Source organism: Pseudomonas sp. NCHU5216 (genome assembly GCF_052156495.1).
Taxonomy (GTDB): domain Bacteria; phylum Pseudomonadota; class Gammaproteobacteria; order Pseudomonadales; family Pseudomonadaceae; genus Aquipseudomonas.
Window position 1 is genome coordinate 13626 of record NZ_JBQLIX010000046.1, and the last position, 26699, is coordinate 40324.

Consider the following 26699-nt stretch of genomic DNA (forward strand, 5'->3'; position numbering starts at 1 on the left):
CTCAGAGCGCGGCCAGGCCGCGGGCCAGATCCACCTTCAGATCATCCAGGTCTTCCAGGCCGACCGCGACGCGGATCAGGCTGTCGCGGATACCGGCGTTGGCACGCTCCTGCGGGGTCAGACGCCCGTGAGAGGTAGTAGCCGGATGGGCGATGGTGGTCTTGGTATCGCCGAGGTTGGTGGTGATGGAGATGACCCGGGTGGCGTCGATCACCTTCCAGGCCGCGTCACGCCCGCCCTTGACCTCGAAGCTGACCACCGCACCGAAGGCGCTTTGTTGCCGCTTCGCCAGTTCGTGCTGCGGATGGCTGGGCAGCCCGGCGTAATACACCCGCTCCACCTGCGGCTGTTGCTCCAGCCACAGTGCCAGTTGCAGGGCGCTGTCGCTCTGCGCCTGCATGCGGATGCGCAGGGTCTCCAGGCCCTTGAGGAACAGCCAGGCGTTGAACGGGCTCAGGGTCGGGCCGGCGGTGCGCAGAAAGCCGACCACTTCCTTCATCTGCTCGCGGCGCCCCGCCACCACGCCACCCAGGCCCCGACCCTGGCCGTCGATGTACTTGGTAGCCGAATGCATGACGATATCGGCACCCAGCTTCAACGGCTGCTGCAGCGCCGGCGTGCAGAAGCAGTTGTCCACCGCCAACAGCGCGCCACGGGCATGAGCGATGTCGGCCAGCGCGGCGATATCCACCAGCTCGGCCAGCGGATTGGAGGGCGACTCGACGAACAGCAGCCGGGTGTTGGGCTTGAACGCTTCCGTCCAGGCGTCGAGATCGGCCAGCGGCACGTAATCCACCTCGACGCCGAAGCGCTTGAGGTACTTCTCGAACAGGCTGATGGTGGAGCCGAACACGCTGCGTGACACCAGCACGTGGTCGCCGCCACTGCACAGGCTCATGACGATGGCGAGGATGGCCGACATGCCGGAAGCAGTGGCCACCGCCTGCTCGGCGCCTTCCAGAGCAGCGATGCGCTCCTCGAAGGTGCGCACCGTGGGGTTGGTATAACGCGAATAGACGTTGCCCGGCACCTCGCCGGCGAAACGCGCTGCGGCATCGGCCGCCGTGCGGAACACGTAGCTGGAGGTGAGGAACAGCGCCTCGCCGTGCTCGCCTTCCGGCGAGCGGCGTTGCCCGGCACGCACCGCCAGGGTGTCGAAGCCGGCGCCATCCAGATCGCTGTCGAGCCGACCGGCTTCCCATTCCAGTGTCATATCGCTACCTCACAAAACGTAGCCCGGATGCAATCCGGGAAATTCAGCGTGCCATGGCGCCCCGGATTGCGTCCGGGTTACGGCCTGCCGCCTGCTGCCGCTCAATTATTATGCAGATCGATGATCGCACTGACCGCCTGCGATTTGGCCTTGCTGGCATCGTTGCGCGCCTGCTCGATGCGATCCAGATACGCTGCATCGACATCGCCGGTCACGTACTTGCCATCGAAGACCGCACAGTCGAAGTTGTCGATCTTGATCTTCTTGCTGCCACTGACCGCCTCGATCAGGTCGGACAGATCCTGATAGACCAGCCAGTCGGCACCGATCAGCTCGCATACCTGTTCGGTAGTACGACCATGGGCGATCAGCTCGTGGGCGCTGGGCATGTCGATGCCATACACGTTCGGGTAACGCACCGCCGGCGCCGCCGAGCAGAAGTAGACGTTCTTCGCCCCGGCCTCGCGGGCCATCTGGATGATCTGCTTGCAGGTGGTGCCGCGCACGATGGAGTCATCCACCAGCATCACGTTCTTGCCACGGAACTCCAGTTCGATGGCATTGAGCTTCTGCCGCACGGATTTCTTGCGTGCAGCCTGGCCGGGCATGATGAAGGTGCGGCCGATATAACGGTTCTTGACGAAGCCTTCGCGGAACTTCACGCCCAGGCGGTTGGCCAGTTCCAGCGCGGCAGTGCGGCTGGTATCGGGGATCGGGATGACCACGTCGATATCGTGATCCGGACGCTCGCGCTGGATCTTGTCGGCCAGCTTCTCGCCCATGCGCAGGCGCGCCTTGTACACCGAGATGCCATCCATGATCGAGTCCGGGCGCGCCAGATAAACGTGCTCGAAGATGCATGGGGCGTACTGGTGATGGGTCGCGCACTGGCGGGTGAAGAGCTGACCTTCCTCGGTGATGTACACCGCTTCGCCCGGTGCCAGGTCGCGGATCAGGGTGAAACCGAGCACGTCCAGCGACACGCTTTCGGAGGCGATCATGTACTCCACGCCCTCGTCGGTGTGACGCTGGCCGAAGACGATGGGGCGAATGCCGTTGGGATCACGGAAGCCGACGATGCCATAGCCGGTGATCATCGCCACCACCGCGTAGCCACCCACGCAACGCTCGTGCACATGGCTGACCGCGGCGAACACGTCTTCCTCGGTGGGCTGCAGCTTGCCGCGCTGGGCCAACTCGTGGGCGAACACGTTGAGCAGCACTTCCGAGTCGGAGTTGGTGTTGACGTGGCGCAGGTCGGACTCGTAGATCTCCTTGGCCAGTTGCTCGACGTTGGTCAGGTTGCCGTTGTGCGCCAGGGTGATGCCATAGGGCGAGTTGACGTAGAACGGCTGCGCCTCGGCCGAGCTGGAGCTGCCGGCGGTGGGATAACGCACGTGGCCGATGCCCATGTGCCCGACCAGGCGCTGCATGTGGCGCTGCTGGAACACGTCACGCACCAGACCATTGTCCTTGCGCAGGAACAGCCGGCCTTCATGGCTGGTCACGATGCCGGCAGCGTCCTGGCCGCGATGCTGAAGGACGGTTAGCGCGTCATACAGCGCCTGATTGACGTTCGACTTGCCGACGATACCGACGATGCCACACATGTGCCACGACCCCTGCTAGATAGTTCAGGCTAATTCAGCGACCGGCGCAGCGGTTGTCCGCGCAGGCCACTCTTGTCAAAGCGCGGCGGCTGGGTGAGCCGCTGCACCGTTAATCCACTGGCCGGACCAGCCCAGAATCAGATTCTTCGACCAATCTGCGACCATCAGAAAATGCGGCACCAGTTGCGACTGTTGCCACCAGGTATCCTGCTCCACCGGCGCCAGGCTGATCAGCCCCACCAGCAACACCACCAGCAAGCCGCCGCGTGCCGCACCGAAGACCATGCCCAGAAAACGATCGGTTCCGGACAACCCGGTGACGCGAATCAGCTCGCCAATCAGGAAATTCACCAGCGCCCCGACCAGCAGCGTGGCGACGAACAGAATGGCACAAGCAGCTATGACCCGGGCAGAAGGCGTTTCGATGTATTCGACGAGATGCTGGGACAGCGCGCCACCGAACATCCAGGCAACCACGCCCGCGATGATCCAGGTGAGCAGCGACAAGGCTTCCTTGACGAAGCCACGCTTGAGACTGATCAAGCTCGAGATGGCGATGACGGCGATGATCGCCCAATCGACCCAGGTAAATGCCACGGTGCAATCTGCCAGCGGAAAAGGCCGGCATTCTACCAGAGCACGGCGCGCGGAGTAACCGGGCGCCGCACCCAGGCCTTAACCGGCTTCCGGTTGGAAGCGCACGACGAAACCGTTGAGCTTGTGCTGACGCTTGAGCTGGTCACGCAGGCGTTCGGCCTCGGCGCGTTCGATCAGAGGGCCGACGAACACCCGGTTCATGCCATCGAAGGTGCGGATATAGGCATTGTAGCCCTGGCTGCGCAGGGTCTTCTGCAGGGTTTCCGCCCCCGAACGACTGGACAGGCTGGCCAGTTGTACCGACCAACTGATCGGCAGGCTGTTGGCATCCAGGTGGCTTTCCGGCTTGGTCGCTGCTGCCACGGCCGGTTCGGCTGCCGGGGCAGGTTGGCTCGTTTGGCTGCTGGGCGCAGGCTTCTGCTCGGGCTGTGGCGCAGGAGCTGGCGCCTCGCTCTCAGCCGTCAAAGGCGCCTGCGGATCGGCCGGCACCGGCTCTTGCGGCAGCACCTCGGGCTCGACCACTTCGGCCGGCTCGACCACGATCTCGGGCGTGTCGGGGGCCTGCGGCATCTGCGGTGCATCCACCACCACGCGACGCATCTCGTCTTCGCGCGACAGCAGCATCGGCAGAAAGATCACCGCCAGCGCTACCAGCACCAGAGCGCCGACCATGCGCTGCTTGAGCCCCTTTTCCAACAAAGCCATGCCCTACTCCACGGTTGAAAAGCCACAGGCTGCGATACTGCCATCCCGACGCCGTGCAGCGCCAGTCTGTCAGCCCTGCTCGGCCAACCACTGCAGCGCTTCGGCCACGCAGAAGAATGAACCAAAGAGGAGAATCTCGTCCCCCTCAGCAGCCAGTTGGCATTGCGCCACCAGGGCCTCGGCCACGCTGCCATGCTGGCTGACCTGGGCACCGCGCATGCGCAACTGCTCGGCCAGCTCCGCCGCCGGGCGCGAACGCGGCGTGGCCAGAGGCGCCACGGCCCAGCTCGCAACCAGGCCTTGCAAAGGGGCCACCACTCCGGGCAAGTCCTTGTCGGCCAACAGACCGAACACCGCCAGACGCCGCCCCACTGTTGGGCGAGCCTCGAGTCGCTGCGCCAGGTAGTCGGCGGCATGCGGGTTATGCCCGACATCCAGGAGCAGGGTCAGGTGTTTCCCCTGCCAGGTCAGCGGGCGACGATCCAGGCGCCCCACCACGCGGGTGGCGAGCAGGGCACGGGCAATGGCTGCCTGATCCCAGGCCAGGCCGAGCAAGGCATAGGCCTGCACGGCCAGAGCGGCGTTCTCCATGGGCAGGTCGAGCAACGGCAGATCATTCAGGCGCAGGACGCGGCCCTGCTCATCCAGACCGAACCAATTCCAGCCCGTCTCGCCGACAGTCAGCCCGTAATCGCGCCCACGCAGGAAGAACGGCGTATCCAGACGCACCACGGCGTCGATCAGCGGCTGCGGTGGATCCAGATCACCACAGAGCGCAGGCTTGCCGGCGCGCATGATGCCGGCCTTCTCGAAGGCCACCGACTCACGGCTGTCACCCAGCCAGTCGGCGTGATCGAGGCCGATGCTGGTAATCAGCGCCAGGTCGGCATCCACCAGGTTCACCGCATCCAGGCGCCCGCCCAGGCCGACTTCGAGCACCACGGCATCCAGTGCCGCCCGCTCGAACAACCAGAAGGCTGCCAGAGTGCCCATCTCGAAATAGGTCAGGGAAATCTCGCCACGCGCCGCCTCGACGGCGGCGAAGGCCTGGCATAGCTCATCATCGCTGGCCTCGCGGCCCTCGATCAGCACGCGCTCGTTGTAGCGCAGCAGGTGCGGCGAGCTGTAGACCCCGACGCGCTGCCCCTGCTCGCGCAGCAGGCTGGCGATGAAGGCGCAGGTGGAACCCTTGCCATTGGTACCGGTGACGGTGATCACCCGTGGCGCCGGCTGGCCCAAGCCCAGGCGCCGCGCCACCTCGCGCGAGCGCTCCAGGCCCATGTCGATGGCCGAGGGATGCAGTTGCTCGAGGTAGGCGAGCCATTCGCCCAGGCTGCGTTCGGTCATGTCATGCCGTGGCCGGCAGGGCCACAGGGGACGGACGATTCATCAGTTGCGCGAGCAGGCGCGCCAGGCGTGGGCGCAGTTCGTCACGCGAAATGATCATGTCGATGGCGCCGTGCTCGAGGAGGAACTCGCTGCGCTGGAAGCCTTCCGGCAGCTTCTCGCGCACGGTCTGCTCGATCACCCGCGGGCCGGCGAAGCCGATCAGCGCTTTCGGTTCGGCGACGATCACGTCACCGAGCATGGCCAGGCTGGCGGAAACGCCGCCGTAGACCGGGTCGGTCAGCACGGAGATGAACGGCAGGCCTTCCTCGCGCAGGCGCGCCAGGGCCGCCGAGGTCTTGGCCATCTGCATCAGCGAGATCAGCGCCTCCTGCATGCGCGCGCCACCGGACGCGGAGAAGCACACCAGCGGGCAACGCTTTTCCAGAGCGACGTTGGCGGCCTGAACGAAACGCTCACCGACGATGGCGCCCATGGAGCCGCCCATGAAGGAGAACTCGAAGGCGCAAACCGCAATCGGCATGCCTTCGAGGGTGCCGCTCATGGAGATCAGCGCATCCTTTTCGCCGGTCTGCTTCTGCGCAGCGGCCAGGCGATCCTTGTACTTCTTGCTATCACGGAATTTCAGACGATCGACCGGCTCCAGATCGGCACCGATCTCCTCGCGACCATCGGCATCGAGGAACAGATCGAGGCGACGACGCGCGCCGATACGCATGTGGTGGTTGCACTTGGGGCAGACATCCAGGGTCTTTTCCAGCTCGGGGCGATAGAGCACGGCCTCGCAGGAGGGGCATTTGTGCCAGAGCCCCTCGGGCACGGAACTCTTCTTCACCTCGGAACGCATGATCGAGGGGATGAGTTTGTCTACCAACCAGTTGCTCATGCTGTTATCTCTCCATAACCGATGGTCGGAGCGGGGAGCCACGCAGCCACCCGCCTCCAGCAATTCGTTTGCGCCGCGTTCAAGCGGCACGACAGCTTAGTGGACGGCACCAGACGCGCCGCCGTCACATCAGGCGGATGCGACCGCCTGCAGGAATGCATGAATCTTGCCTGCATCCTTTATGCCTTTTGCCACCTCAACCCCACCGCTGACATCGACGGCGTAAGGGCGAACCTGGGCAATGGCCTGCGCGACGTTGCCCGCCGTCAGCCCGCCGGCGAGAATGATCGATTTGCCAGCCTCGCGCGGCACCAGCGACCAGTCGAATGCCGCCCCCGTGCCACCAGGCACACCTTCGACGAAGGTATCCAGAAGGATGCCGCGCGCACCGGCATAGGGCGCCAGCAGGGCTGCTACGTCCTCACCGGGGCGCACGCGCAGGGCCTTGATGTAGGGACGTCCGTGGCCTTCGCAGTCAGCCGGCGATTCCTCGCCATGGAACTGCAGCAGGTCGAGCGGCACCTGCGCCAGCACCGCCTGCAACGCCTCACGCGGCATGTCGACGAACAGCCCCACGCTGGTCACGAAAGGCGGCAAGGCTGCAACGATGGCCTGCGCCTGCTCGATGCTCACCGCTCTGGGGCTCTTGGCGTAGAACACCAGGCCAATGGCATCGGCACCCGCCTCCACCGCGGCCAGCGCATCCTCCACGCGGGTAATGCCGCAAATCTTGCTGCGCACGCGCATTGGCTTCATACCTGTTGGCTATTGGACGCAGGATGTTAGCAAAGGCCTAGCTCTGCCGCACATCCACCAGGCCGGAAAGGAAATGTGGCCCCAGGTAGCGCGACGGCAGCTCGAACTCCTCGGGGTATTCGACCTCGACCAGATAGAGACCGTGAGGATGGGCGGTGACGCCACCACTGCGGCGCTCGCCCCGCTCCAGCACCTCGCGCGCCCACTCTACGGGGCGCTCGCCGGCACCAATGGCCATCAGCACACCGGCGATGTTGCGCACCATGTGATGAAGGAAGGCATTGGCGCGGATATCCAGCACGATGAAGCGACCCTGCTCGATCAGCGCCAGGTGATGGATGGTCTTGATCGGCGACTTGGCCTGGCACTGACTGGCACGGAAGGCGCTGAAGTCATGGGTGCCGACCAGCGCCTCGGCCGCCTGGCGCATGCGCTGCAGATCCAGCGGACGGTGATTCCAGGTGACCTCCTCGGCCATGTGCGCGGGGCGGATCGGATCGTTGTAGATGACATAGCGATAACGCCGTGCCATGGCACTGAAACGAGCATGGAAATGCGCCGGCATGACCTTGGCCCAGGTCACGCTGATGTCCTTGGGCAGGTTCATGTTGGCGCCCATGATCCAGGCATGCAGCGGGCGCTCGACGGCGATATCGAAGTGCACCACCTGACCACTGGCATGCACCGAAGCATCGGTGCGACCGGCGCACATGATGTTCACTGGCGCGCCCCCCGCCACTTTCGACAGCGCCGACTCCAGGCAACCCTGAATGGAAGCGACCTTGCCACTCTGACGCTGGAAGCCGCGATAACGGGCGCCCTTGTACTCGACACCCAGGGCGATTCGGGAAAAGCCAGCGGCCGCCATTTCGGCGGCCGCTACAGGTACTGCATCGGACATGGATCTCAAACCAGCTTGGCAATCATCTCGCGGGCTTCCTGTTGCTGGGCTTCGCTACCCTCGGCAACCACTTCATCGAGAATGTCGCGCGCACCTTCGGCATCACCCATGTCGATATAGGCACGGGCCAAATCCAGCTTGGTCGCGGTCTCGTCGGTGCCGGCGAGGAAGTCGAAATCATCGTCGCCTTCGAGATCCTCACTCAGGCCATCGCTGGCCGGCAGATCGAAGCTATCGGCTGCCTCGCTGGCCGGTTCGTTCTCGGCGGAGAGCTGATCCAGCTCGGCGCTGACCTCGTCGAGCTGCGCGGCGAAACTGCCGACATCGGCGGGCTTGGCCGGCTCGTCGTCGGCCAGCGAAAGATCGAAATCGGACGGCAGATCCGCTTCCTCAGCCGGGCTTTCCTCGGGCAGATCCAGGCTCAGATCGGCCAGCGGATCGACCTCTGCGGGTGCGGCAGGCTGCTCATCCAGGCTCGCCAGGAAATCGTCCACCTCGTCGCTTGCAGCGGGAGCGGCAGGCTCGTCCAGATCGAGGCTGAAGTCAGCCAGCTCGTCGGCCAATGGCTTGCTCTCGGCCGGCTCGTCATCGAGCGACAGGTCGAAGTCCAGGTCATCCACCGCCTTGCTGGCCGGTTGCTCATCGAGCAGACCGAAATCCAGATCCTCATCCAACGCCGGGGTCGGCTCGGCCGGCTGCGCACTGGCCTGCACGTCACGCTCCAGATCGCTCTCCAGGTCATCCAGGCTCAGGTCGAAGGCGTCGTCCAGGTCATCCGTCGCGCTAGCGGTTTCATTGCCGCCATCAGCCAGGCCAATGTCATCGAGGCTGAAATCCAGATCATCCGCTGCCGCACCTGCGGCAACACCAGCCCCGACAAACGCCGCCATGGCCGGATACTTGCTCTTGAGCTGCTCGGCTTCAGCGTTGGCGCCACCGATTTCCCGCAGTTCGTTGTCCTGGCGGGCGAAGCCTTCGCGGTCACCCAGTTCGGCATAGACCTCCATCAGCTTCAGGCGCAGATCGGTACGATGCGGCTCGTCGTTGATGGCGTTATGCAGCAGCTCGGCGGCCTGATTGAAGCGACCGTAGGCGATATAGATGTCGGCCTCGCCCAGCACGTCGCCGGTTTGCGCGGTCACACGATCCTCGGCAGCGGCCTTGGACGGCTCGTCGTCGAGACCGGCGAAGCTGTCTTCCGGCATGTCCAGCTCTTCGGCGAAGGCGCTGTCCTGAGTGAGCGCCTCGGCCTGCGCCTCATGCTGCTCCGACTCCTTCATGGCATTGCGCCGCGACAGGGCCATCAGGCCGACCAGCAGCAGCAACAACGCACCGCCACCGGCCAGCCCCAGGGTCATTGGATTGCCCAGCAGCTCATCGACGAAGCTGGGCTGCTCCACGGCTGGAGCTGCCGGCTGTGCCGGCTTGGCCGGCTCTGCGGCAGGCGCTTCGCTGGCCGCTGGCGGCGTTTCGACAGTGGGCTCCTGCATGGGCTCGGCAGGCTCTTCGCTGTAGTTGTAATCCGGTACCGCAGCCGGTTCGGCCGGTGCTGGCTCGGTAGCCGCTGGCGCTTGCGCGGCGGTATTCTCGGCTGGTGCCGGGGCCTGTTCGGCGGCCGGCGCTGCTGGCGCCTCAGGCGTGGCAGACGGCGCCTCGCCAGTCTGGCCACTCTCGGCCTGCAGTTTGGCCAGCTGGCTGTCCTTGAGCTCGATCAGGCGTTGCAGCTTGTCCAACTGGCTCTGCAGATCACCGATGCGGCTCTGCAGCTCGGCATTTTCGCGTCGCGTCGAATCCAGGCTCTCCTGGGTCACGGCCAGCTTGTCGGCCAAGGCCTTGCTGTCGGCGGAGCCGGTATCGCTGCCCTGCGTCGCCTTGCCAGTCTCACCCGAAACCAGTTTCAGGCTATCGCCGCGCTCGGCCACGGCCGGAGCGGAGCCCGCTTCGGTGCGGCGCGTAGCGTCGAGCTGGCGCGAAGCAACGTCACGCCCTGCGCGCCAGGCGGCGTTCTGCTCGGCGACCTGGGCGATGGCTTCGGCGTTGCTGCGACTGCGCACCTGCTGCTCATCGGGCAGACGCAGCACCTGGCCACTCTTCATGCGGTTGATGTTGCCACCGATGAAGGCATCCGGGTTCAGATCCTGAATGGCCAACATGGCCTGGTGAACGCTGCCGCCCTCGACGCGCTGAGCGATTTCCCACAGCGTGTCGTTCTTCGCCGTGCGGTATTCATTGCCGGCAATGGCCCGCGACGGCGCAGTAGACGCGGTGCTCGGACGCGGCGCAGTGCTGCTTGCCGCTGGAGCGCGCGGCGCGGCGCTCGGCCGTGGTGCGGGCGCAGGTGCAGCGACCGGCGCCTGCGGTGCAGCGGCTGCTTGCGGGGAATACAGGGGCGGATCGAGCAACAGGGTGTATTCACGCAACAACCGACCATTCGGCCAGAGCACTTCCACCAGGAAGTTCAGATAAGGTTCACGCACCGCCTTGCTGGATGTCACACGAATGACACTTTTACCGTTCGGCTTGAGTATCGGCGTGAACTTCAGGTCGGTCAGGAAGAACTGGCGGTCGACACCCGCTTTGGTGAATTCTTCAGGAGAAGCCAGTTTCGGCACGAGTTCGTCGGAGGTCAGATCGCGTACCTCCAACAATTCGATTTCCGCCACCAGAGGCTGGTTCAGCGAGGATTGCAGGGTCACTTCACCCAATCCCAGCGCATGTGCCATACCGGAAGACAGGGCGGAAGCCGCTGCGATTGCCAGCACCAGTTTGCGAACCCGAACCATAGCGTTATCCCTTGTTTTAACTTCTTTCTCGAAGACGAGAGGGGTTTTGATGAACACCGCCTGCATCCACTGAATCAGCGGCTCCCCATTCGGCATTCATCCAAACCAGTATTGCCAAGCTAGAAAAATTCTTCAAATTTCTAGGTAAGTATCTTTTACAGATAGTGTTTTATCAACAACTCTGCTATTTGCACGGCATTCAGAGCAGCACCTTTTCGCACATTATCAGACGCAATCCACAAATTGAGCTGAGTCGGATCGGCAACAGCCTGGCGAATACGGCCCACCAGGATCACATCTTGCCCCAGCGCATCCCCCACAACCGTGGGGTAATCCCCCTCCTCTGCCACTTCGAGTCCGGGCGCCTCGGCCAGGCAAGCGGCAATGGCCGCCACGTCCACCGGAGTGTCGCTCTCGAGAGCGACCGCCAGGCTATCCCCGAAGAACACCGGCACCTGGGCACAGGTCGCGGCAATGGGCAGCTGCGCATCGCCCAACAATTGCTGCAACTCCGCCGCCAAGCGCGCCTCCAGCCGGGCATGCCCTTGCTCGTCCGGCATACCGATCTGCGCCAGTACGTTGAAGGCAATCTGCCGATCCACGCCCTGCGGCTCGAACGAACGACCATTGAGCAGTTCGGCGGTCTGCCGGGCCAGCTCGCGCACCCCGGCGCGGCCTCGCGTGGAGGCCGACAACATGGCAGTCACCCCGATACGACGGGGCCGCAACAGAGAGCGTAGCGCCTGTGTCACCAGCGCGACGGCAACGGCAGCCGGCGTCGGACTGCTGAGCAGGAAGGGTGGCCGCTGCGTCGCCAGCCACTGCTCACCCGCCTCCGGCAACACGCAAGGTGCCTCGCTCAATGGCAATGCGGCGGACAGATCGATCAGCGAGCAGTTGGCCGCGACGATGCGCTCCAGGTACTCACGGGTGATCTCGGCACTGGCCGCACAGAACACCAGTTGCGCGCCCTTGAAATCGAACGCATCGAGCGCCTTGACCCGCACCTGACGGTCACGAAACGACAGACTTTGCCCGGCGGATTCGTCACTGGCCAGCAGATACAGATCCTTGACCGGAAAATCGCGCTCTTCGAGCAGACTGACCAGCGCTTCACCGATGTTCCCGGTGGCGCCCACGATGGCAATGGAGAGTGACTGGCTCATGAGGAAAACCTGTGACGCGGAGGGAGCGGCACTGTAACCGCGCCCTCGCGCCCAGGCAATCGGCTATCGGCGAGCCCACCGACAGCCGGAATGAATCAACGCTCCAGGAGGATGCGCAGCATGCGTCGCAGCGGCTCGGCAGCGCCCCACAGCAACTGGTCGCCAACGGTGAAGGCACCGAGGTACTGCGAGCCCATGTTGAGCTTGCGCAGACGCCCGACCGGAACGCTCAGGGTGCCGGTCACGGCAGTCGGGCCGAGGTCGCGGATGGAATCCTCGCGGTGGTTCGGCACCAGCTTGACCCAGGGGTTGTGCTGGCTGATCAGGCCTTCGATATCCGCCATCGGCACATCCTTGTTCAGCTTGATGGTCAGCGCCTGGCTGTGGCAACGCATGGCGCCGATGCGCACGCAGATGCCATCCACCGGGATCGGGCTCTTGAAGCGACCGAGGATCTTGTTGGTTTCGGCCTGGGCCTTCCACTCCTCGCGGCTCTGCCCGTTCGGCAGCTCCTTGTCGATGTAGGGAATCAGACTGCCGGCCAGCGGCACGCCGAAGTTGTCCACCGGGAAGGCCTCGCCGCGCATGGCCTCGGCCACCTTGCGGTCGATGTCGAGGATGGCGCTGGCCGGGTCGGCCAGTTCATCGGCGACAGCGCCGTTGATCGCGCCCATCTGCTTGATCAGCTCGCGCATGTTCTGCGCGCCAGCACCCGAGGCCGCCTGGTAAGTCATGGCGCTCATCCACTCCACCAGACCGGCTTCGTACAGACCGCCGAGGGCCATCAGCATCAGGCTGACGGTGCAGTTGCCGCCGATGTAGTTCTTGCTGCCGGCATCCAGCGCCTGGTCGATCACCTTGCGGTTGACCGGGTCGAGCACGATCACCGCGCTGTCGTCCATGCGCAGGCTGGAGGCCGCGTCGATCCAGTAGCCCTGCCAACCGGCTTCGCGCAGCTTGGGGAAGACTTCGTTGGTGTAGTCGCCGCCCTGGCAGGTCAGGATCACGTCCAAGCCTTTCAGGTCTTCAATGCTGTAGGCGTCCTTCAGCGGGGCAATGTCCTTGCCAATGGCAGGGCCCTGGCCACCGACATTGGAGGTAGTGAAGAACACCGGCTCGATCAGGTCGAAGTCCCGCTCTTCCAGCATGCGCTGCATGAGCACGGAACCGACCATGCCACGCCAACCGATCAGACCTACACGTTTCATAACGACTACACCTATATAAACAGCCCACCGGAACCACCCCGGCGGGGCCGAGAAGATTACAGACTACGCAGCGCGGAGGCCACTGCATCACCCATGGCAGCAGTACCGACGCGGGTTGTGCCTTCGGACCAGATGTCGCCAGTACGCAGGCCCTGATCCAGCACCAGGCTCACCGCCTTTTCGATGGCGTCGGCAGCGGCCACCTGGCCGAAGCTGTAACGCAGCATCATGGACACCGAGAGAATGGTGGCCAGCGGGTTGGCGATGCCCTGCCCGGCGATGTCCGGCGCCGAACCATGGCAGGGCTCGTACATGCCCTTGTTGTTGGCATCCAGCGAAGCCGACGGCAGCATGCCGATGGAACCGGTGAGCATCGAAGCCTCGTCAGACAAAATGTCACCAAACATGTTATCGGTAACCATCACGTCGAATTGCTTGGGTGCGCGCACCAGTTGCATGGCGGCGTTGTCGACGTACATGTGGCTCAGCTCGACGTCCGGATAATCCTTGGCCACTTCCTCGACCACGGCGCGCCACAGTTGGCTGGAGGCCAGGACGTTGGCCTTGTCCACCGAGCACAGCTTCTTGTTGCGCACCATGGCCATGTCGAAACCGACCTTGGCGATACGGCGGATTTCGCTCTCGCTGTACGGCAGCGTGTCGTAAGCCATGCGCTCGCCGTTTTCCAGCACCTTGCTCTCGCGCGGCTGGCCGAAGTAGATGCCGCCGGTCAGCTCACGGACGATGAGGATGTCCAACCCGGCGACCACTTCGGGCTTGAGGCTGGAAGCCGCAGCCAGTTGCGGATAGAGGATGGCCGGACGCAGGTTGCCGAACAGGCCCAGTTGCGAGCGGATTTTCAACAGGCCGCGCTCGGGGCGGATGGCCGGATCGATGGCGTCCCACTTGGGCCCACCGACGGCGCCGAGCAGCACGGCATCGGCGGCCTTGGCGCGCGCCAGGGTCTCGTCGGCCAGCGGCACGCCGTAGCGGTCGATGGCCGCGCCACCCAGGTCATCGAAGCTCAGCTCGAAGCCCAGGGCGTACTTATCGTTGGCCAGGTTCAATACCTTGACCGCCTCGGCCATGATCTCCGGGCCGATACCGTCGCCAGGAAGAACCAGAATCTGCTTGCTCATCTTTTTTCCTTCGGAAATAGCTTCAAGCTGCAAGCCACAAGCACGAGCCGCTTTTACTTGCAGCTTGAAGCTTGCGGCTTGCAGCTCCTGTCATTTGATCGCGCCGAACAGCCAGGGGCTGCTCTGCTGGTGTTTGGCCTCGAACGCCTTGATCGCTTCCTGATCCTGCAGGGTCAGGCCGATGTCGTCCAGACCGTTGAGCAGGCAGTGCTTGCGGAAGGCGTCGACCTCGAAGGCGTACTGCACGCCATCAGGGCGAGTGACGGTCTGCGCGGCGAGATCGATGGTCAGTTGATAACCCTCGGTGGCCTCGGCCTGCTCGAACAGTGCATCCACCTCTTCATCCTTGAGGATGATCGGCAACAGACCGTTCTTGAAGCTGTTGTTGTAGAAGATGTCGGCGAAGCTCGGCGCGATCACGGTGCGGAAACCGTACTCGTCCAGCGCCCAGGGCGCGTGCTCACGGCTGGAGCCGCAACCGAAGTTCTCACGGGCCAGCAGCACGCTGGCGCCCTGGTAACGCGGGAAGTTGAGCACGAAATCCGGATTGATCGGGCGCTTGGAGTTGTCCTGGTTCGGCTGACCGACATCCAGGTAACGCCATTCGTCGAACAGATTGGGGCCGAAGCCGGTGCGCTTGATCGACTTGAGGAATTGCTTGGGAATGATCTGGTCGGTATCGACGTTGGCGCGATCGAGTGGGCAGACCAGGCCGGTATGTTGGGTGAAGGCTTTCATCAAAACTCTCCTCAGGCCTGGATCAATTCGCGAACGTCGATGAAGCGGCCGGTTACCGCAGCAGCAGCGGCCATGGCCGGGCTGACCAGGTGAGTACGACCACCGGCGCCCTGACGCCCCTCGAAGTTGCGGTTGGAGGTGGAGGCGCAATGCTCGCCACTGCCCAGTTTGTCCGGGTTCATCGCCAGGCACATGGAGCAGCCCGGCTCACGCCACTCGAAACCAGCCTCGATGAAGATCTTGTCCAGCCCCTCGGCCTCGGCCTGCGCCTTGACCAGGCCGGAGCCCGGCACCACCAGCGCCTGCTTGACGGTGGCAGCCACCTTGCGCCCCTTGGCCACCTCGGCGGCGGCGCGCAGGTCTTCGATGCGCGAGTTGGTGCAGGAGCCAATGAACACGCGATCGAGCTGGATAGCGGTGATCGGCTGATTGGCGCTCAGCCCCATGTACTTGAGTGCGCGGCTGATGGAGTCCTTCTTCACCGGGTCGCTTTCACGCGCCGGATCCGGCACGTTCTGGTCGACGGCCAGGACCATTTCCGGCGAGGTGCCCCAACTGACCTGCGGCTTGATGTCCTCGGCTTTCAGCTCGACCACGGTATCGAACACCGCATCGGCGTCGGACACCAGGTTCTGCCACTGCGCCACGGCCTTGTCCCAGTCGCTGCCCTTGGGCGCGAACGGACGATCCTTGACGTAGGCGATGGTCTTCTCGTCCACAGCCACCAGGCCGACGCGGGCACCAGCCTCGATGGACATGTTGCAGATGGTCATGCGCCCTTCCAGCGACAGGTCGCGGATGGCGCTGCCGGCGAATTCCAGAGCATGGCCGTTACCGCCGGCGGTGCCGATCTTGCCGATCACGGCCAGGACGATGTCCTTGGCGGTGACGCCGAACGGCAGCTTGCCTTCGACCCGTACCTGCATGTTCTTCATCTTCTTGGCCACCAGGCACTGGGTGGCGAGCACATGCTCGACTTCCGAGGTGCCGATGCCGTGAGCCAGGGCTGCGAAAGCGCCGTGGGTGGAAGTATGCGAGTCACCGCAGACCACGGTCATGCCCGGCAGGGTGGCGCCCTGCTCCGGGCCGACCACGTGGACGATGCCCTGGCGCTGGTCGTTCATTTTGAACTCGAGGATGCCGAAGTCATCGCAGTTCTCGTCCAGGGTCTGTACCTGGATGCGCGAAACCTCGTCGGCGATGGCTTCGAGGCCACCCTGACGCTCGGCCTTGGTGGTCGGCACGTTGTGATCCGGGGTGGCGATGTTGGCGTCGATGCGCCACGGCTTGCGCCCGGCCAGACGCAGCCCCTCGAAAGCCTGCGGCGAAGTCACTTCGTGAAGGATGTGACGATCGATGTAGATCAGTGAGGAACCGTCGTCGCGACGTTTCACTTCGTGCATTTCCCAGAGCTTGTCGTACAGCGTCTTGCCGGCCATCAGCCTTACCTCATCAGGTCTTTCTATGCCAGGGCGAAAAGGCCCTTCTGCTTATGGGGTGAAATGCTATGATCCCGAGACGAATAACTCAAATTCATATTTTTCATCCAGAGGATTCCAGCAAGGAATCCATTTCAAGCCGCAAGCCATAAGCTACAAGCCGCAAGCAAAGACCGGGCGGCCCAGCTTGTGGCTGGCAGCTTGCCGCTTGGAGCTGCTTCTATGGATCTGGCCAACCTCAACGCCTTCATCGCCATCGCCGAAACCGGCAGTTTCTCCGAAGCCGGCGAACGCCTGCATCTGACCCAGCCCGCCGTGAGCAAGCGCATCGCCGGCCTGGAACAGCAGCTGGGCGTGCGCCTGTTCGACCGCCTGGGCCGCGAGATCGGTCTGACCCAGGCCGGCCGCGCACTGCTGCCGCGCGCCTACCAGATTCTCAACGTGCTGGACGACACGCGCCGTGCACTGACCAACCTCTCCGGCGAGGTCAGTGGCCGCCTGACCCTGGCCACCAGCCACCATATCGGCCTGCATCGCCTGCCGCCCCTGCTGCGCGCCTTCACCCGCGCCCATCCGCAGGTGGCGCTGGATATCCAGTTCCTCGACTCGGAAGTGGCTTACGAGGAAGTGCTGCATGGCCGCGCCGAGCTGGCGGTGATCACCCTGGCCCCGGAAACCCGCGAGCCGATTCGCGCTGTTGCCGTGTGGGACGACCCGCTGGACTTCGTCGCCGCGCCAGAGCACCCCCTGGCACGCAGCCAGGTGATCAGCCTCGCCGATGTGGCGCAGCATCCGGCGGTGTTTCCCGGCGGCAACACCTTCACTCACCACATCGTTCAGCGCCTGTTCGAGGCCCAGGGCCTGACGCCCAATATCGCCATGAGCACCAATTACCTGGAAACCATCAAGATGATGGTGTCCATCGGCCTGGCCTGGAGCGTGCTGCCGCGCACCATGCTCGACGACCAGGTCACCCGCTTGCCCATCCCCGGCATCCAGTTGAGCCGGCAACTGGGCTACATCCTGCATACCGAGCGCACCCTGTCCAATGCCGCTCGCGCGTTCATGGATCTGCTCGACAGCCAGCGCGATGACCTTGCACAAGCAGCCATGCACCGACTAACGTGAGGGCACAATACCAAGAACACATATTCATCATGCGCAGCGCGCACCATCGGAGGACGGCTCGGCCATGGCCAGATCGACTGACCAGACTCCGCCCCTGCCCTACATTCCGGCGATGGACCCCGCCGAATTCGAGCAAACCTGGCAAGACGCGCAGCGCCTGCTGGCCGCGCTCAATGGTGCCCATCTCGGCACCTGGTACTGGGACATTCGCAGCGGCCAGGTGAGCTGGTCACGCGGCGCTCAGGCGCTGTTCGGCCTGGACCCCAACCGGCCGGTCACACAACCACTGAACTACTTCGAGCTGATTCCGGACGAAGAACGCCCGGCGATTCTGGCGAAGTTCGACGCCATCGTCAGGGGCGAACAGATCTTCGATGTCCTGCGCCATCGCATTCGCTGGCCCGACGGCAGCCTGCACTGGCTGGAAATCACCGGCAGCCTGCAGCACGAGGCAGATGGCAGCCAACGCATGTTCGGCGTGATCCGCGATATCAGCGCGCAACAGGAGCGCGCCGCAGCCCTGCGTGCGTCGGAACAGCGCTTCGCCAGCCTGTTTCGCCTGAGCCCGGACATCATGATGCTGGTGCGCTACGAAACCAGCGAGATCCTCGAGGTCAATCAGCATTTTTCCCAGGCCTTCGGCTGGGCCAGCGAGGAAGTGCTGGGCCGTAGCACCCATGAACTGAACATCTGGGTGCACACCGAACAACGCGAGCAACTGCGCCAGCAAGCCCCGCTCAGCCGAGACCCACTGATCCAGGACGTGCAACTGCGCACTCGCAACGGCACCATCCTCGACGGCGTGCTCTCCAGTCAGTACATCGAGCTGCAGGGCGATAACATGTTGCTCTGCACCTTCCTCGACACCAGCGCGCGCAAACGGGCGGACAATGCTCTGCGGGCCAGCGAGGAGAAGTTCGCCAAAGCCTTCATGCACACCCCCGATGCCGTCTCCATTTCCGATATCGCCAGTGGTCGCTTCATCGAGGTCAATCCCAGCTTCGAGCGGCAATTCGGCTGGACGAATACCGAGGCCATCGGCCGCACCTCGTTGGAGTTGGGCATCTGGGGCTCCGCCAGCGAGCGCCAGCGCATGCTCGACGCCCTGCATGATGGCCAGTTGAACAACCTGGAAGTGCGCCTGCACAGCCGCGATGGCAGCACCAGCAGCAACCTGCTGTTCGGCGGCCCCATCGAGCTGGACGGCAATACCTACCTGATCCTGACCATTCGCAACATCACCGAACAGCGCTTGCAGGAACGGGCCCTGAAAGAAAGCCAGGAGCGTCTCAAGCTGGCCCTGGACTCGGCCGAGCTGGGCACCTGGGACTGGCACATTCCAACGCGACGCTTGTACGCCAGTGCCCGCGCGGCAGAACTGCAAGGGCTGCCGGCCACCCCCTTCGACGGCGACTTCCTGAGCTTCTTCAGCCAAGTACCCATGAGTGATCGCCAAAACCTGCGCCAGAGCTATCTGCAATTGGTGGAGCAACGGCAGACGCACTATCAGGTGACCTACCGGGTCAATCTGGACAAGGGCAATCTGCGCTTTCTGGAAAGCACCGCCAAACTGCAGCTCGACGAAGCCGGCCAGCCACTGCGGATGGTCGGCACGCTGCTCGATATCAGCGAACGGGTGCAGCGCGAACAACGCCTGAAAGCCTCGGAGGAGAAGTTCGCCAGGGCCTTCTATTCCAGCCCTGATGCCATCGTCATCAGTGAGCGCGACAGTGGCCGTTACATCGAGGTCAACCAGGGTTTCACCCGTATCACCGGTTACGAGGACTGGGAGGCAGTCGGCAAGACCGTCTACGAACTGAACATCTGGGCCTGCCCGGAAGAGCGCAGGCAGATGATCGAGGATCTGCTGCAACATGGCCAGGTGCTGCACCGGGAAATGCACGGCAGGCACCGCAACGGCGAAGTGCTGCTGGTGGACGTCTCAGTGCAGCCCATCGAAATCGATGGCATCCCCTGCCTGTTGCTCACGGCCCGCGATATCAGCGAGCTGAAGCAGGCCCAGGCACAGGTGCAACACCTGGCCTATCACGACGCCCTGACCAACCTGCCCAACCGCGCCCTGCTGATGGAGCGCCTGACCCAGCAGATCGCCCTGCACAAACGCCTGGCCATGCATGGCGCCCTGCTGTTCATCGATCTCGATCACTTCAAGCACATCAACGACTCGCTCGGCCACCCGGTCGGCGATGCAGTGCTGCGCCTGATCACCGCACGCCTCGAGGCCAGCGTGCGCGAAGAAGACACCGTCGCTCGCCTGGGCGGTGACGAATTCGTCGTGCTGATCTCCGGCCTGGAAAGCAAACGCTCAGAAGCCACCCGGCAGGTGCGCCAGGTGGCGGAAAAGCTGCGCCATCTGCTGGCCCAGCCGATGCTGCTCGACGGCCACCAACTGCAGGTCACGCCCAGCATCGGCATCGCTCTGATTCCCGATCATGGTGACAACCCGGCGGATCTGCTCAAACGCGCCGATATCGCCCTGTATCGCGCCAAGGACTCCGGGCGCAATACCATCCAGCTCTTCCGCAGCACCATGCAGGACGCCGCCAGTGCGCGCCTGCGCCTGGAAAGCGAGCTGCACCTGGCCCTGGCTCGCGGCGAATTCGAGCTGTACTTCCAGCCACAGGTGGACGCCAGCAGCGACCGCATCGCCGGGGCGGAGGTGCTGCTGCGCTGGCGGCACCCGGAACAGGGCATTCTCTCGCCACTGCACTTCATCGAAGTGCTCGAGGAAAGCGGCCTGATCATCGAGGTGGGCGGCTGGGTGCTGGCCGAAGCCTGCCACGTCTGCGCCCGCCTGCTGGCAGATGAGCTGATCAGCGCCGGCCAGTTCAGCCTGTGCGTCAACATCAGCCCCCGGCAATTTCGCCAGCACGAGCTGGTCGAACGGATCGCCAACTGCCTGCGCGAAAGCCAGTTGCCCAATGCCATGCTCAAGCTGGAAATCACCGAAGGCATCGTCATCCAGAACATCGAAGACACCATCGGCAAGATGCTGCGCCTGAAGAAGCATGGCGTCAGCTTCGCCATGGACGACTTCGGCACCGGCTACAGCTCGCTGACCTACCTCAAGCGCCTGCCAGTGGACATGCTGAAGATCGACCAGTCCTTCGTGCGCGAAGCCAACCACGATACCAACGATGCCGAGATCGTTCGCGCCATCATCGCCATGGCCCGCAGCCTCAACCTGGAAATGATCGCCGAGGGCGTGGAAGAGCAGGAGCAACTGGACTTTCTGCGTGCACAGGGCTGCCATCATTACCAGGGTTACCTGTTCAGCAAACCCCTGCCGGAGGACGAGTTCCGCGCCTTGCTGAGCCGGCAGCGCGGCTGAAAATGAAGAAGGCGCCCCGTGGGGCGCCTTCTGCTCAAGCCTCAAGCAGGCTCAGTTGTCTTCCAGCGCCGGACGCTGACTACCGATGGGAATGCGCTTGGGCTTGGCCTCTTCCGGCACGATGCGCTCCAGCTCGACACTCAGCAGGCCGTTGGCCAGGTTGGCACCCTTGACCTCGATATGGTCGGCCAGACGGAACGACAGCTTGAAGGCACGCTGGGCGATGCCCTGGTGCAGATAACTGACGCTTTCCGCGCTGCGATCACGCTTGTTGCCCACCACGGTCAACACGCCGCGCTCGACCTGCAGCTCCAGATCCTCTTCCTGGAAGCCGGCAGCCGCGACCACGATGCGATAGTGGTCTTCGCCATGCTTCTCGACGTTGTAGGGCGGGTAGGAACTGCCGGCATCGTTGCTGCGCAGGGCAGACTCGAACAGATCATTGAAACGATCGAAACCGACGGATTGGCGGAACAGAGGGGCCAAAGAAAGTACGTTGCTCATGAGTATTCTCCTGATTTCAGCAAGTTTCACGATGCGGAACCCGACTTCGGCATCCCGCAGTGACTTATCTAGGGTCGGCCAGAAGAATTTCAAGGCATGGACGATCACCGCGCGCAGGGCTGTAGATGGCGTAGGGTGCGCCGCGCGCACCAGGGCGCAAAGCCGTAGCCCGGATGCAATCCGGGAACACGCACCCGCCATCCCTGGATTTCATCCAGGCTACGAGTCTTGGCCTGACACCGGGCACACTCTCATCGCGAACAGATTCGTCTACAAATGGCCAATAACGAAAACCACCGGGAACGCTGTAGGAGCGAGCTCTGCTCGCGAAAATGCGTTACGGAGTTCGTTCAATCAACCATAGGGTGCGCCGCGCGCACCAGGGCGCAAAGCCGTAGCCCGGATGCAATCCGGGAACATGCACCCGCCATCCCTGGATTTCATCCAGGCTACGAGACTTCAGTTGGCCGGCGTCAGCAGCCGGTCGATGCGTTCGCAATCCTGCTCGCGGCGTATCTCGGCAAACAAGGCCGCGGCTTCCGGGTAGGTACGGGTGAGCATCGCCAGCCATTGTTTCAGTCGGCCCGGCGCATAGCGCGGCGCCAGCTTGCGCCGCGCCTGCTGCCAGAAGTCCTGCAACAGCGGCTGCAACTCGGCCCAGCTCATTTCCTCTGGCGCCTCACCCGCCCTGACCGCCGCGATCTGCCGTGCCAGGCCAGGGCGAGACACCAGGCCGCGCCCCAGCATGATATCCTCCACACCACTGATCTCCCGGCAGCGGCGCCAGTCCTCCAGCGTCCACACCTCGCCGTTGGCGAACACCGGCACCGCTACCACCTCCTGCACCCGCGCCACCCATTCCCAGTGCGCCGGCGGCTTGTAGCCCTCGACCTTGGTTCGCGCATGCACCACGATCTGACTCGCGCCACCCTCGGCGAGAGCACGTGCGCAGTCCAGCGCGCCGCTCTTGTCCTCGAAGCCCAGGCGCATCTTCGCCGTCAGCGGAATCTCGGCCGGCAGCGTGCGCCGTACCTCGCGGACGATGGCATGCAGCAGCTCCGGCTCCTTGAGCAGCACCGCTCCGCCGCGCGACTTGTTCACCGTCTTGGCCGGGCAACCGAAGTTGAGGTCGATCACCGGCGCACCCAGGGTGCAGGCGAACGCGGCATTGTCGGCCAGGCACTGCGGGTCGGAGCCAAGGAACTGCACACGCATCGGCGTACCGGCCCGAGTGCGTGCGCCATCGAACAGCTCGGGCGCCAGCTTGTGGTAGGTGGCCGCGGGCAACAGCCGCTCGCTGACGCGAATGAACTCGGTCACGCACCAGTCGACTCCGCCGATGCGGGTGAGAACGTCGCGCAGGATCTCGTCGACCAGGCCTTCCATGGGCGCCAGGGCAATTTGCATGAGGTGTTCCGGAAAAAGGGGGCGCACAGTTTAAGGGGTCGCGCGCGCCACGCAAGATGGGCGAAACTGGCCACCTTGCAAACGGAGAGCCCCCATGCGCCCTGTCATATGCGCCCTGCTCGGCTTGCTCTGCATGACGACCCAGGCCAGCGAAAATCTACCCCCGACCCCGCCACCGGATCCGGTGGCCGACGCCCCGGCCCGGCTGATCGTCAGCCGCGACGAGCAGGCACCGAACGCCTGTGACGTGGAGCTGTACGTCAACCAGCAAGTGGTGGCCACGCTCGGCCCGGGGCAACGTACCAGCCTGGACTTGCCCAGCGGGGAACAGAGTCTGGCCGTGGCGATTTCACCGGAAGGCTATTGCGGCGGCACGGGCCCGCAGACCACGCAGTCGATACTGCTGACCCCGGGGGAAACCCGCCAGTTCGATGTGAAGGTGGAGCCCGATCAGGTATTTCTCGCACCACGACTCGAATGAAGGCGTTACGCCTGCGACACGGAAACTGGCAGCAAGGCCCTGCCATAACCCTCGATGAATTCCGCCGGCATGCGCTTGGGCCGACCGCTGGACAGCTCGATGCAGACGAAGGTGGTCTTGGCTCTTAACAGGGTCATGCCATCTTCCGGGCGCAACAACTGAAAACGCCGATCCATTTTCAGGCGCTGGTCGGACTCGACGATCCAGGTGGCCATCTGCAAGTGCTGCCCTTCGTAGGCACTGGCCAGGTAATCGATCTCGTGGCGCACCACGGCCATGGCCCGATCCAGGCGGCGATACTCCACCAGATCCAGCCCCAGGAATTGCGAATGACGCCAGGCGCAGCGCTCCAGCCAGGTGACGTAGACCGCGTTGTTGGCATGGCCAAGACCGTCGATGTCCTCGTCAGTCACCTCGATATCGATGACGAAGGGACTGGGCAATTCCCACTGCATGGCTGTACCTCCAGTTTTGCCGGTTCGTGCGCCGAGCTCAGTGATACCGCGCACGGGGCCGACATGATACGCCGCACAGCCGATCCCTGCAGCGCCAGAGCTTTTACCCCATGATCTCATCGCGCCATAATGCGCGATGCACTTGCCTTAGCAGGCCGTTGAAAAACGTAGGCGAGGCAGGCAAAACAAGGCAAAAACAGCCGAAAAAGCGCAGTTTACGTGCTGTAAATGAGCATTTTGAGGCTGTTTTTAACGCAGTATTGCCAACGTAGATAGTTTTTCAACAGCCTGTTAGAGCCCGAGAACGAGCAATTGACTGCCACCCTGCGCCTATTGATGCTGCTGTTGCTGCCTGCCCTGACCTGGGCCAAGAGCCTGCCGCTGCCGGACGATCACACTCAGATGCTGCCTGCCCCCTACATGTTCGTCTGGGAGGATTCGAGCGGCCAGGCCGACTTCAAGCAGGTCAGCGCCCTGCCCGACTCCGCCTGGCAAGCCGTGGGCAGACGCGATGCCAGCTTCGGCTACGGCGGCAGCGCCTACTGGCTGCGCCTTGACGTGCACAACCCTCACACGCGCGCACTGGACTGGGTGCTGCTGGTCGGCAATCCGCTGCTCGACCAGCTGGATGCCTATGGCCTGGACGGTGAGCGCATCTATCGCGCCGGCGACCAGCGCCCCTTTGCCTGGCGCTGGGTGGAGAACCGCGACCTGGTGCTGCCATTGCGGCTGGAACCTGGCGAACAGCGGCGTATCTGGCTGCGCATGCAGACCGATGGCTCGGCCAACCTCAGCGCCAGCCTCATGACACACGCAACCTTCAATCACCAGGAACAACTCAACCTGTTGTTGCAAGGCCTGTTCTTTGGCGCCCTGATGGCGATGTTCATCTACAACCTGAGCATCTTCTGCATCACCCGCGACCGCAATTACCTCTGGTACAGCCTGTTCGTCGCCAGCTTCAGCCTCTATCAGTTCATCCAGCTCGGTTTCGCCCAGCAATGGTTGTGGCCCAATGCCCTGGCCTGGCAGCAGTTGAGCTTCCCGTTCATGTCGGCACTGGCGACGCTGTTCGGCATCCACTTCACCTATGGCGTACTGGAACTGGACAAGGCCCCCAAGGCTTATCGCTGGACGACCCACGCGCTCAAGGCCTGTTGTTGGCTGGTGTTGGCCATGGCCTTGTTCGGCCCTTACACCCCGGCCCTGTTCGGCAGCTTCGTACTGGTGATCGCCTGCACACCGGTGGCCTTCGTCATCACCCTGCTGCGCTGGCGCGAAGGCTATACTGCGGCACGACTGTTCGCCCTCGGCTGGTTCGTGCTGATCACCGCCAGCCTCGCCAGCATTCTCACCGGCACCGGCTTGCTGCCCTACTCGCTGTTGACCCTGCACGCCCAGCAGATGGGCGGCCTGATCGAGATGACGGTGTTCTCCATTGCCCTCGCGGCGCGCATCCGTCAGGCTCAGGAAGCCAAGCGCCTGGCCCAGACCAAGCTGATCGAGCAGGAACGCCGCCTCGGCCTCGAGCAGGCCAAGCGCCTGGAGCTGCAGCAGCAGATCAGCGAAGACCTGGAACAACGCGTCCAGGAGCGCACCGCCACCCTGCAGGACACCCTGCAGCAGCTATCCCACGCCAACCTGCGCCTGGCGGAGTTGAATCGTCATGACGGGCTCACCGGCCTGCTCAACCGGCAGACACTGAGCGAGGAACTGACGCATGCCTGCACCCGCGCCGTGCGCAGCCAGCAACCATTGGCCGTGCTGATGCTGGATCTGGATCACTTCAAGCAGGTCAATGACCGGTATGGCCACCTGGCTGGCGACGCCTGCCTGCGCCATGCCGCCCAGCGCATCCGCCAACGCCTGCGCAGCAGCGACTGGCTGGCCCGTTTCGGCGGTGAGGAGTTCGTCGCCCTGCTCGACAGTACCGATCTGACCGGCGCGCTCGACCTGGCCGAACAATTGCGCGAAGACCTGGCCAGCAATCCCTGCCACTATCAACAGCAATCGATCCCGTTGAGCCTGAGCATTGGCCTGCATGCCGGAACGCCGAGCGCCGCCGATTGCGGCGAACACTGGCTCGACCTGGCCGACCGCGCGCTGTATCGCGCCAAGGCAGGCGGCCGTAACCGTGTGGCCTGTTACCAAGAGCAGGCGCTCAATAACACCTGAGCAGTGGCCGCAAACAAAAAGGGGCCACTTCCGAAGAAGCAGCCCCTGGTTCCGCAAACGCGGCAATAAAGATGATGTGCTTGCGCCCCTAGCGCAAAGGGGCGAAACGACGAGGCCAGCGCTAGGCTGGCCTCGTGCTTGATTGGTGGAGCTAAACGGGATCGAACCGTTGACCTCTTGCATGCCATGCAAGCGCTCTCCCAGCTGAGCTATAGCCCCGAAACCTTGCGGTCGGCTCGCAGCATGAGCGCTGCGACTGGAATATGGCGTCCCCTAGGGGACTCGAACCCCTGTTACCGCCGTGAAAGGGCGGTGTCCTAGGCCACTAGACGAAGGGGACAAAACCTTCGATGAACAAGGCCAGCACTCGGCTGGCCTTGTCAGTGTTTGGTGGAGCTAAACGGGATCGAACCGTTGACCTCTTGCATGCCATGCAAGCGCTCTCCCAGCTGAGCTATAGCCCCGAAACCTTGCGGTCGGCTCGCAGCATGAGCGCTGCGACTGGAATATGGCGTCCCCTAGGGGACTCGAACCCCTGTTACCGCCGTGAAAGGGCGGTGTCCTAGGCCACTAGACGAAGGGGACAAAACCTTCGATGAACAAGGCCAGCACTCGGCTGGCCTTGTCAGTGTTTGGTGGAGCTAAACGGGATCGAACCGTTGACCTCTTGCATGCCATGCAAGCGCTCTCCCAGCTGAGCTATAGCCCC

Annotated in this window: 21 protein-coding genes and 5 tRNA genes; 4 read left to right on the plus strand and 22 right to left on the minus strand. The window is 63.6% G+C overall.

Annotation, left to right across the window (positions count from 1 at the left end; genetic code table 11):
* Window position 1: 1 nt before the first annotated feature.
* The 14 genes from ACSVIK_RS22725 to leuC all read right to left on the minus strand — a co-directional run bounded on the left by ACSVIK_RS22725 (window position 2) and on the right by leuC (window position 16488).
* Entirely contained in the window at window positions 2-1213 is a 1212-nt protein-coding gene (locus ACSVIK_RS22725; protein WP_442446423.1) for an O-succinylhomoserine sulfhydrylase, read from the minus strand.
* Between the two features lie 101 nt (window positions 1214-1314).
* Window positions 1315-2823 (minus strand): amidophosphoribosyltransferase, encoded by a 1509-nt coding sequence (gene purF, locus ACSVIK_RS22730; RefSeq protein WP_442446424.1) that lies wholly within the window; start codon window positions 2821-2823, stop codon window positions 1315-1317.
* 75 nt (window positions 2824-2898) lie between these two features.
* Window positions 2899-3420 (minus strand): CvpA family protein, encoded by a 522-nt coding sequence (locus ACSVIK_RS22735; protein WP_268177962.1) that lies wholly within the window; start codon window positions 3418-3420, stop codon window positions 2899-2901.
* Between the two features lie 78 nt (window positions 3421-3498).
* Window positions 3499-4125 carry an SPOR domain-containing protein gene (locus tag ACSVIK_RS22740; protein WP_442446425.1) on the minus strand — a complete coding sequence of 209 codons (627 nt, stop codon included), beginning with the start codon at window positions 4123-4125 and terminating at the stop codon, window positions 3499-3501.
* Between the two features lie 69 nt (window positions 4126-4194).
* Entirely contained in the window at window positions 4195-5472 is a 1278-nt protein-coding gene (folC, locus tag ACSVIK_RS22745; RefSeq protein ID WP_442446426.1) for a bifunctional tetrahydrofolate synthase/dihydrofolate synthase, read from the minus strand.
* Window position 5473: 1 nt separating this feature from the next.
* A complete protein-coding gene (gene accD, locus ACSVIK_RS22750; RefSeq protein ID WP_268177966.1) occupies window positions 5474-6358 on the minus strand; it encodes an acetyl-CoA carboxylase, carboxyltransferase subunit beta in 885 nt (294 codons plus the stop codon).
* A gap of 129 nt (window positions 6359-6487) precedes the next feature.
* The gene (locus ACSVIK_RS22755) at window positions 6488-7114 is read right to left on the minus strand and encodes a phosphoribosylanthranilate isomerase (protein WP_442446427.1); all 627 of its coding nucleotides are present in this window, start codon (window positions 7112-7114) and stop codon (window positions 6488-6490) included.
* Between the two features lie 37 nt (window positions 7115-7151).
* Window positions 7152-8015, minus strand: a complete 864-nt coding sequence (truA, locus tag ACSVIK_RS22760) for a tRNA pseudouridine(38-40) synthase TruA (RefSeq protein WP_442446428.1) — start codon at window positions 8013-8015, stop codon at window positions 7152-7154.
* Window positions 8016-8020: 5 nt separating this feature from the next.
* Window positions 8021-10798: a FimV/HubP family polar landmark protein gene (locus tag ACSVIK_RS22765; RefSeq protein WP_442446429.1), complete on the minus strand. Its 2778-nt coding sequence runs from the start codon at window positions 10796-10798 to the stop codon at window positions 8021-8023.
* A gap of 155 nt (window positions 10799-10953) precedes the next feature.
* The gene (locus ACSVIK_RS22770) at window positions 10954-11964 is read right to left on the minus strand and encodes an aspartate-semialdehyde dehydrogenase (protein WP_442446430.1); all 1011 of its coding nucleotides are present in this window, start codon (window positions 11962-11964) and stop codon (window positions 10954-10956) included.
* A gap of 95 nt (window positions 11965-12059) precedes the next feature.
* Window positions 12060-13172, minus strand: a complete 1113-nt coding sequence (gene asd, locus ACSVIK_RS22775; RefSeq protein ID WP_442446431.1) for an aspartate-semialdehyde dehydrogenase — start codon at window positions 13170-13172, stop codon at window positions 12060-12062.
* Between the two features lie 56 nt (window positions 13173-13228).
* On the minus strand, window positions 13229-14311 hold the full coding sequence (leuB, locus tag ACSVIK_RS22780; RefSeq protein ID WP_442446432.1) for a 3-isopropylmalate dehydrogenase: 1083 nt from the start codon (window positions 14309-14311) through the stop codon (window positions 13229-13231).
* Between the two features lie 90 nt (window positions 14312-14401).
* Window positions 14402-15049, minus strand: coding sequence for a 3-isopropylmalate dehydratase small subunit (gene leuD, locus ACSVIK_RS22785; protein ID WP_442446433.1), 648 nt, complete (start codon window positions 15047-15049; stop codon window positions 14402-14404).
* Window positions 15050-15060: 11 nt separating this feature from the next.
* Entirely contained in the window at window positions 15061-16488 is a 1428-nt protein-coding gene (gene leuC, locus ACSVIK_RS22790; protein ID WP_442446434.1) for a 3-isopropylmalate dehydratase large subunit, read from the minus strand.
* A gap of 222 nt (window positions 16489-16710) precedes the next feature.
* On the opposite strand from leuC, the gene ACSVIK_RS22795 reads away from it, so the two are divergent.
* Together ACSVIK_RS22795 and ACSVIK_RS22800 are read left to right on the plus strand one after the other, a co-directional pair.
* Complete coding sequence (locus tag ACSVIK_RS22795; protein WP_442446435.1) at window positions 16711-17616, plus strand: LysR family transcriptional regulator; 906 nt, start codon at window positions 16711-16713, stop codon at window positions 17614-17616.
* A 64-nt stretch (window positions 17617-17680) separates the two neighbouring features.
* Window positions 17681-20968 carry a sensor domain-containing protein gene (locus ACSVIK_RS22800; RefSeq protein ID WP_442446436.1) on the plus strand — a complete coding sequence of 1096 codons (3288 nt, stop codon included), beginning with the start codon at window positions 17681-17683 and terminating at the stop codon, window positions 20966-20968.
* Between the two features lie 51 nt (window positions 20969-21019).
* On the opposite strand, the gene ACSVIK_RS22805 is transcribed toward ACSVIK_RS22800, so the two are convergent.
* Together ACSVIK_RS22805 and ACSVIK_RS22810 are read right to left on the minus strand one after the other, a co-directional pair.
* Window positions 21020-21472, minus strand: coding sequence for an Hsp20 family protein (locus tag ACSVIK_RS22805; protein WP_442446437.1), 453 nt, complete (start codon window positions 21470-21472; stop codon window positions 21020-21022).
* Between the two features lie 459 nt (window positions 21473-21931).
* Complete coding sequence (locus ACSVIK_RS22810; RefSeq protein ID WP_442446438.1) at window positions 21932-22879, minus strand: tRNA dihydrouridine synthase; 948 nt, start codon at window positions 22877-22879, stop codon at window positions 21932-21934.
* Window positions 22880-22973: 94 nt separating this feature from the next.
* On the opposite strand from ACSVIK_RS22810, the gene ACSVIK_RS22815 reads away from it, so the two are divergent.
* The gene (locus ACSVIK_RS22815) at window positions 22974-23360 is read left to right on the plus strand and encodes a hypothetical protein (protein WP_442446439.1); all 387 of its coding nucleotides are present in this window, start codon (window positions 22974-22976) and stop codon (window positions 23358-23360) included.
* Between the two features lie 5 nt (window positions 23361-23365).
* On the opposite strand, the gene ACSVIK_RS22820 is transcribed toward ACSVIK_RS22815, so the two are convergent.
* Window positions 23366-23815, minus strand: coding sequence for an acyl-CoA thioesterase (locus tag ACSVIK_RS22820; protein WP_442446440.1), 450 nt, complete (start codon window positions 23813-23815; stop codon window positions 23366-23368).
* Between the two features lie 336 nt (window positions 23816-24151).
* On the opposite strand from ACSVIK_RS22820, the gene ACSVIK_RS22825 reads away from it, so the two are divergent.
* Window positions 24152-25990, plus strand: coding sequence for a sensor domain-containing diguanylate cyclase (locus tag ACSVIK_RS22825; RefSeq protein WP_442446442.1), 1839 nt, complete (start codon window positions 24152-24154; stop codon window positions 25988-25990).
* A gap of 143 nt (window positions 25991-26133) precedes the next feature.
* Here ACSVIK_RS22825 and ACSVIK_RS22830 read toward each other — a convergent pair.
* From ACSVIK_RS22830 to ACSVIK_RS22850, 5 genes are all read right to left on the minus strand, one after another.
* Window positions 26134-26209, minus strand: a tRNA-Ala gene (locus tag ACSVIK_RS22830).
* Window positions 26210-26254: 45 nt separating this feature from the next.
* Window positions 26255-26330: transfer RNA gene (locus ACSVIK_RS22835), tRNA-Glu, on the minus strand.
* 48 nt (window positions 26331-26378) lie between these two features.
* Window positions 26379-26454, minus strand: a tRNA-Ala gene (locus ACSVIK_RS22840).
* A 45-nt stretch (window positions 26455-26499) separates the two neighbouring features.
* Window positions 26500-26575 (minus strand) — tRNA-Glu (locus ACSVIK_RS22845).
* 48 nt (window positions 26576-26623) lie between these two features.
* Window positions 26624-26699: transfer RNA gene (locus tag ACSVIK_RS22850), tRNA-Ala, on the minus strand.

What these genes read in the sequence shown, in the direction of transcription:
- ACSVIK_RS22755 (WP_442446427.1), bottom strand. Translation starts at nt 7,114, where the DNA reads ATGAAGCCAATGCGCGTGCGCAGCAAGATTTGCGGCATTACCCGCGTG.
- ACSVIK_RS22795 (WP_442446435.1), top strand. Translation starts at nt 16,711, where the DNA reads ATGGATCTGGCCAACCTCAACGCCTTCATCGCCATCGCCGAAACCGGC.
- leuB (WP_442446432.1), bottom strand. Translation starts at nt 14,311, where the DNA reads ATGAGCAAGCAGATTCTGGTTCTTCCTGGCGACGGTATCGGCCCGGAG.
- ACSVIK_RS22810 (WP_442446438.1), bottom strand. Translation starts at nt 22,879, where the DNA reads ATGCAAATTGCCCTGGCGCCCATGGAAGGCCTGGTCGACGAGATCCTG.
- ACSVIK_RS22825 (WP_442446442.1), top strand. Translation starts at nt 24,152, where the DNA reads ATGCTGCTGTTGCTGCCTGCCCTGACCTGGGCCAAGAGCCTGCCGCTG.
- truA (WP_442446428.1), bottom strand. Translation starts at nt 8,015, where the DNA reads ATGTCCGATGCAGTACCTGTAGCGGCCGCCGAAATGGCGGCCGCTGGC.
- ACSVIK_RS22765 (WP_442446429.1), bottom strand. Translation starts at nt 10,798, where the DNA reads ATGGTTCGGGTTCGCAAACTGGTGCTGGCAATCGCAGCGGCTTCCGCC.
- ACSVIK_RS22725 (WP_442446423.1), bottom strand. Translation starts at nt 1,213, where the DNA reads ATGACACTGGAATGGGAAGCCGGTCGGCTCGACAGCGATCTGGATGGC.
- purF (WP_442446424.1), bottom strand. Translation starts at nt 2,823, where the DNA reads ATGTGTGGCATCGTCGGTATCGTCGGCAAGTCGAACGTCAATCAGGCG.
- asd (WP_442446431.1), bottom strand. Translation starts at nt 13,172, where the DNA reads ATGAAACGTGTAGGTCTGATCGGTTGGCGTGGCATGGTCGGTTCCGTG.
- ACSVIK_RS22805 (WP_442446437.1), bottom strand. Translation starts at nt 21,472, where the DNA reads ATGAGCAACGTACTTTCTTTGGCCCCTCTGTTCCGCCAATCCGTCGGT.
- ACSVIK_RS22820 (WP_442446440.1), bottom strand. Translation starts at nt 23,815, where the DNA reads ATGCAGTGGGAATTGCCCAGTCCCTTCGTCATCGATATCGAGGTGACT.
- leuD (WP_442446433.1), bottom strand. Translation starts at nt 15,049, where the DNA reads ATGAAAGCCTTCACCCAACATACCGGCCTGGTCTGCCCACTCGATCGC.
- leuC (WP_442446434.1), bottom strand. Translation starts at nt 16,488, where the DNA reads ATGGCCGGCAAGACGCTGTACGACAAGCTCTGGGAAATGCACGAAGTG.
- ACSVIK_RS22770 (WP_442446430.1), bottom strand. Translation starts at nt 11,964, where the DNA reads ATGAGCCAGTCACTCTCCATTGCCATCGTGGGCGCCACCGGGAACATC.
- ACSVIK_RS22800 (WP_442446436.1), top strand. Translation starts at nt 17,681, where the DNA reads ATGGCCAGATCGACTGACCAGACTCCGCCCCTGCCCTACATTCCGGCG.
- ACSVIK_RS22740 (WP_442446425.1), bottom strand. Translation starts at nt 4,125, where the DNA reads ATGGCTTTGTTGGAAAAGGGGCTCAAGCAGCGCATGGTCGGCGCTCTG.
- folC (WP_442446426.1), bottom strand. Translation starts at nt 5,472, where the DNA reads ATGACCGAACGCAGCCTGGGCGAATGGCTCGCCTACCTCGAGCAACTG.
- accD (WP_268177966.1), bottom strand. Translation starts at nt 6,358, where the DNA reads ATGAGCAACTGGTTGGTAGACAAACTCATCCCCTCGATCATGCGTTCC.
- ACSVIK_RS22815 (WP_442446439.1), top strand. Translation starts at nt 22,974, where the DNA reads ATGCGCCCTGTCATATGCGCCCTGCTCGGCTTGCTCTGCATGACGACC.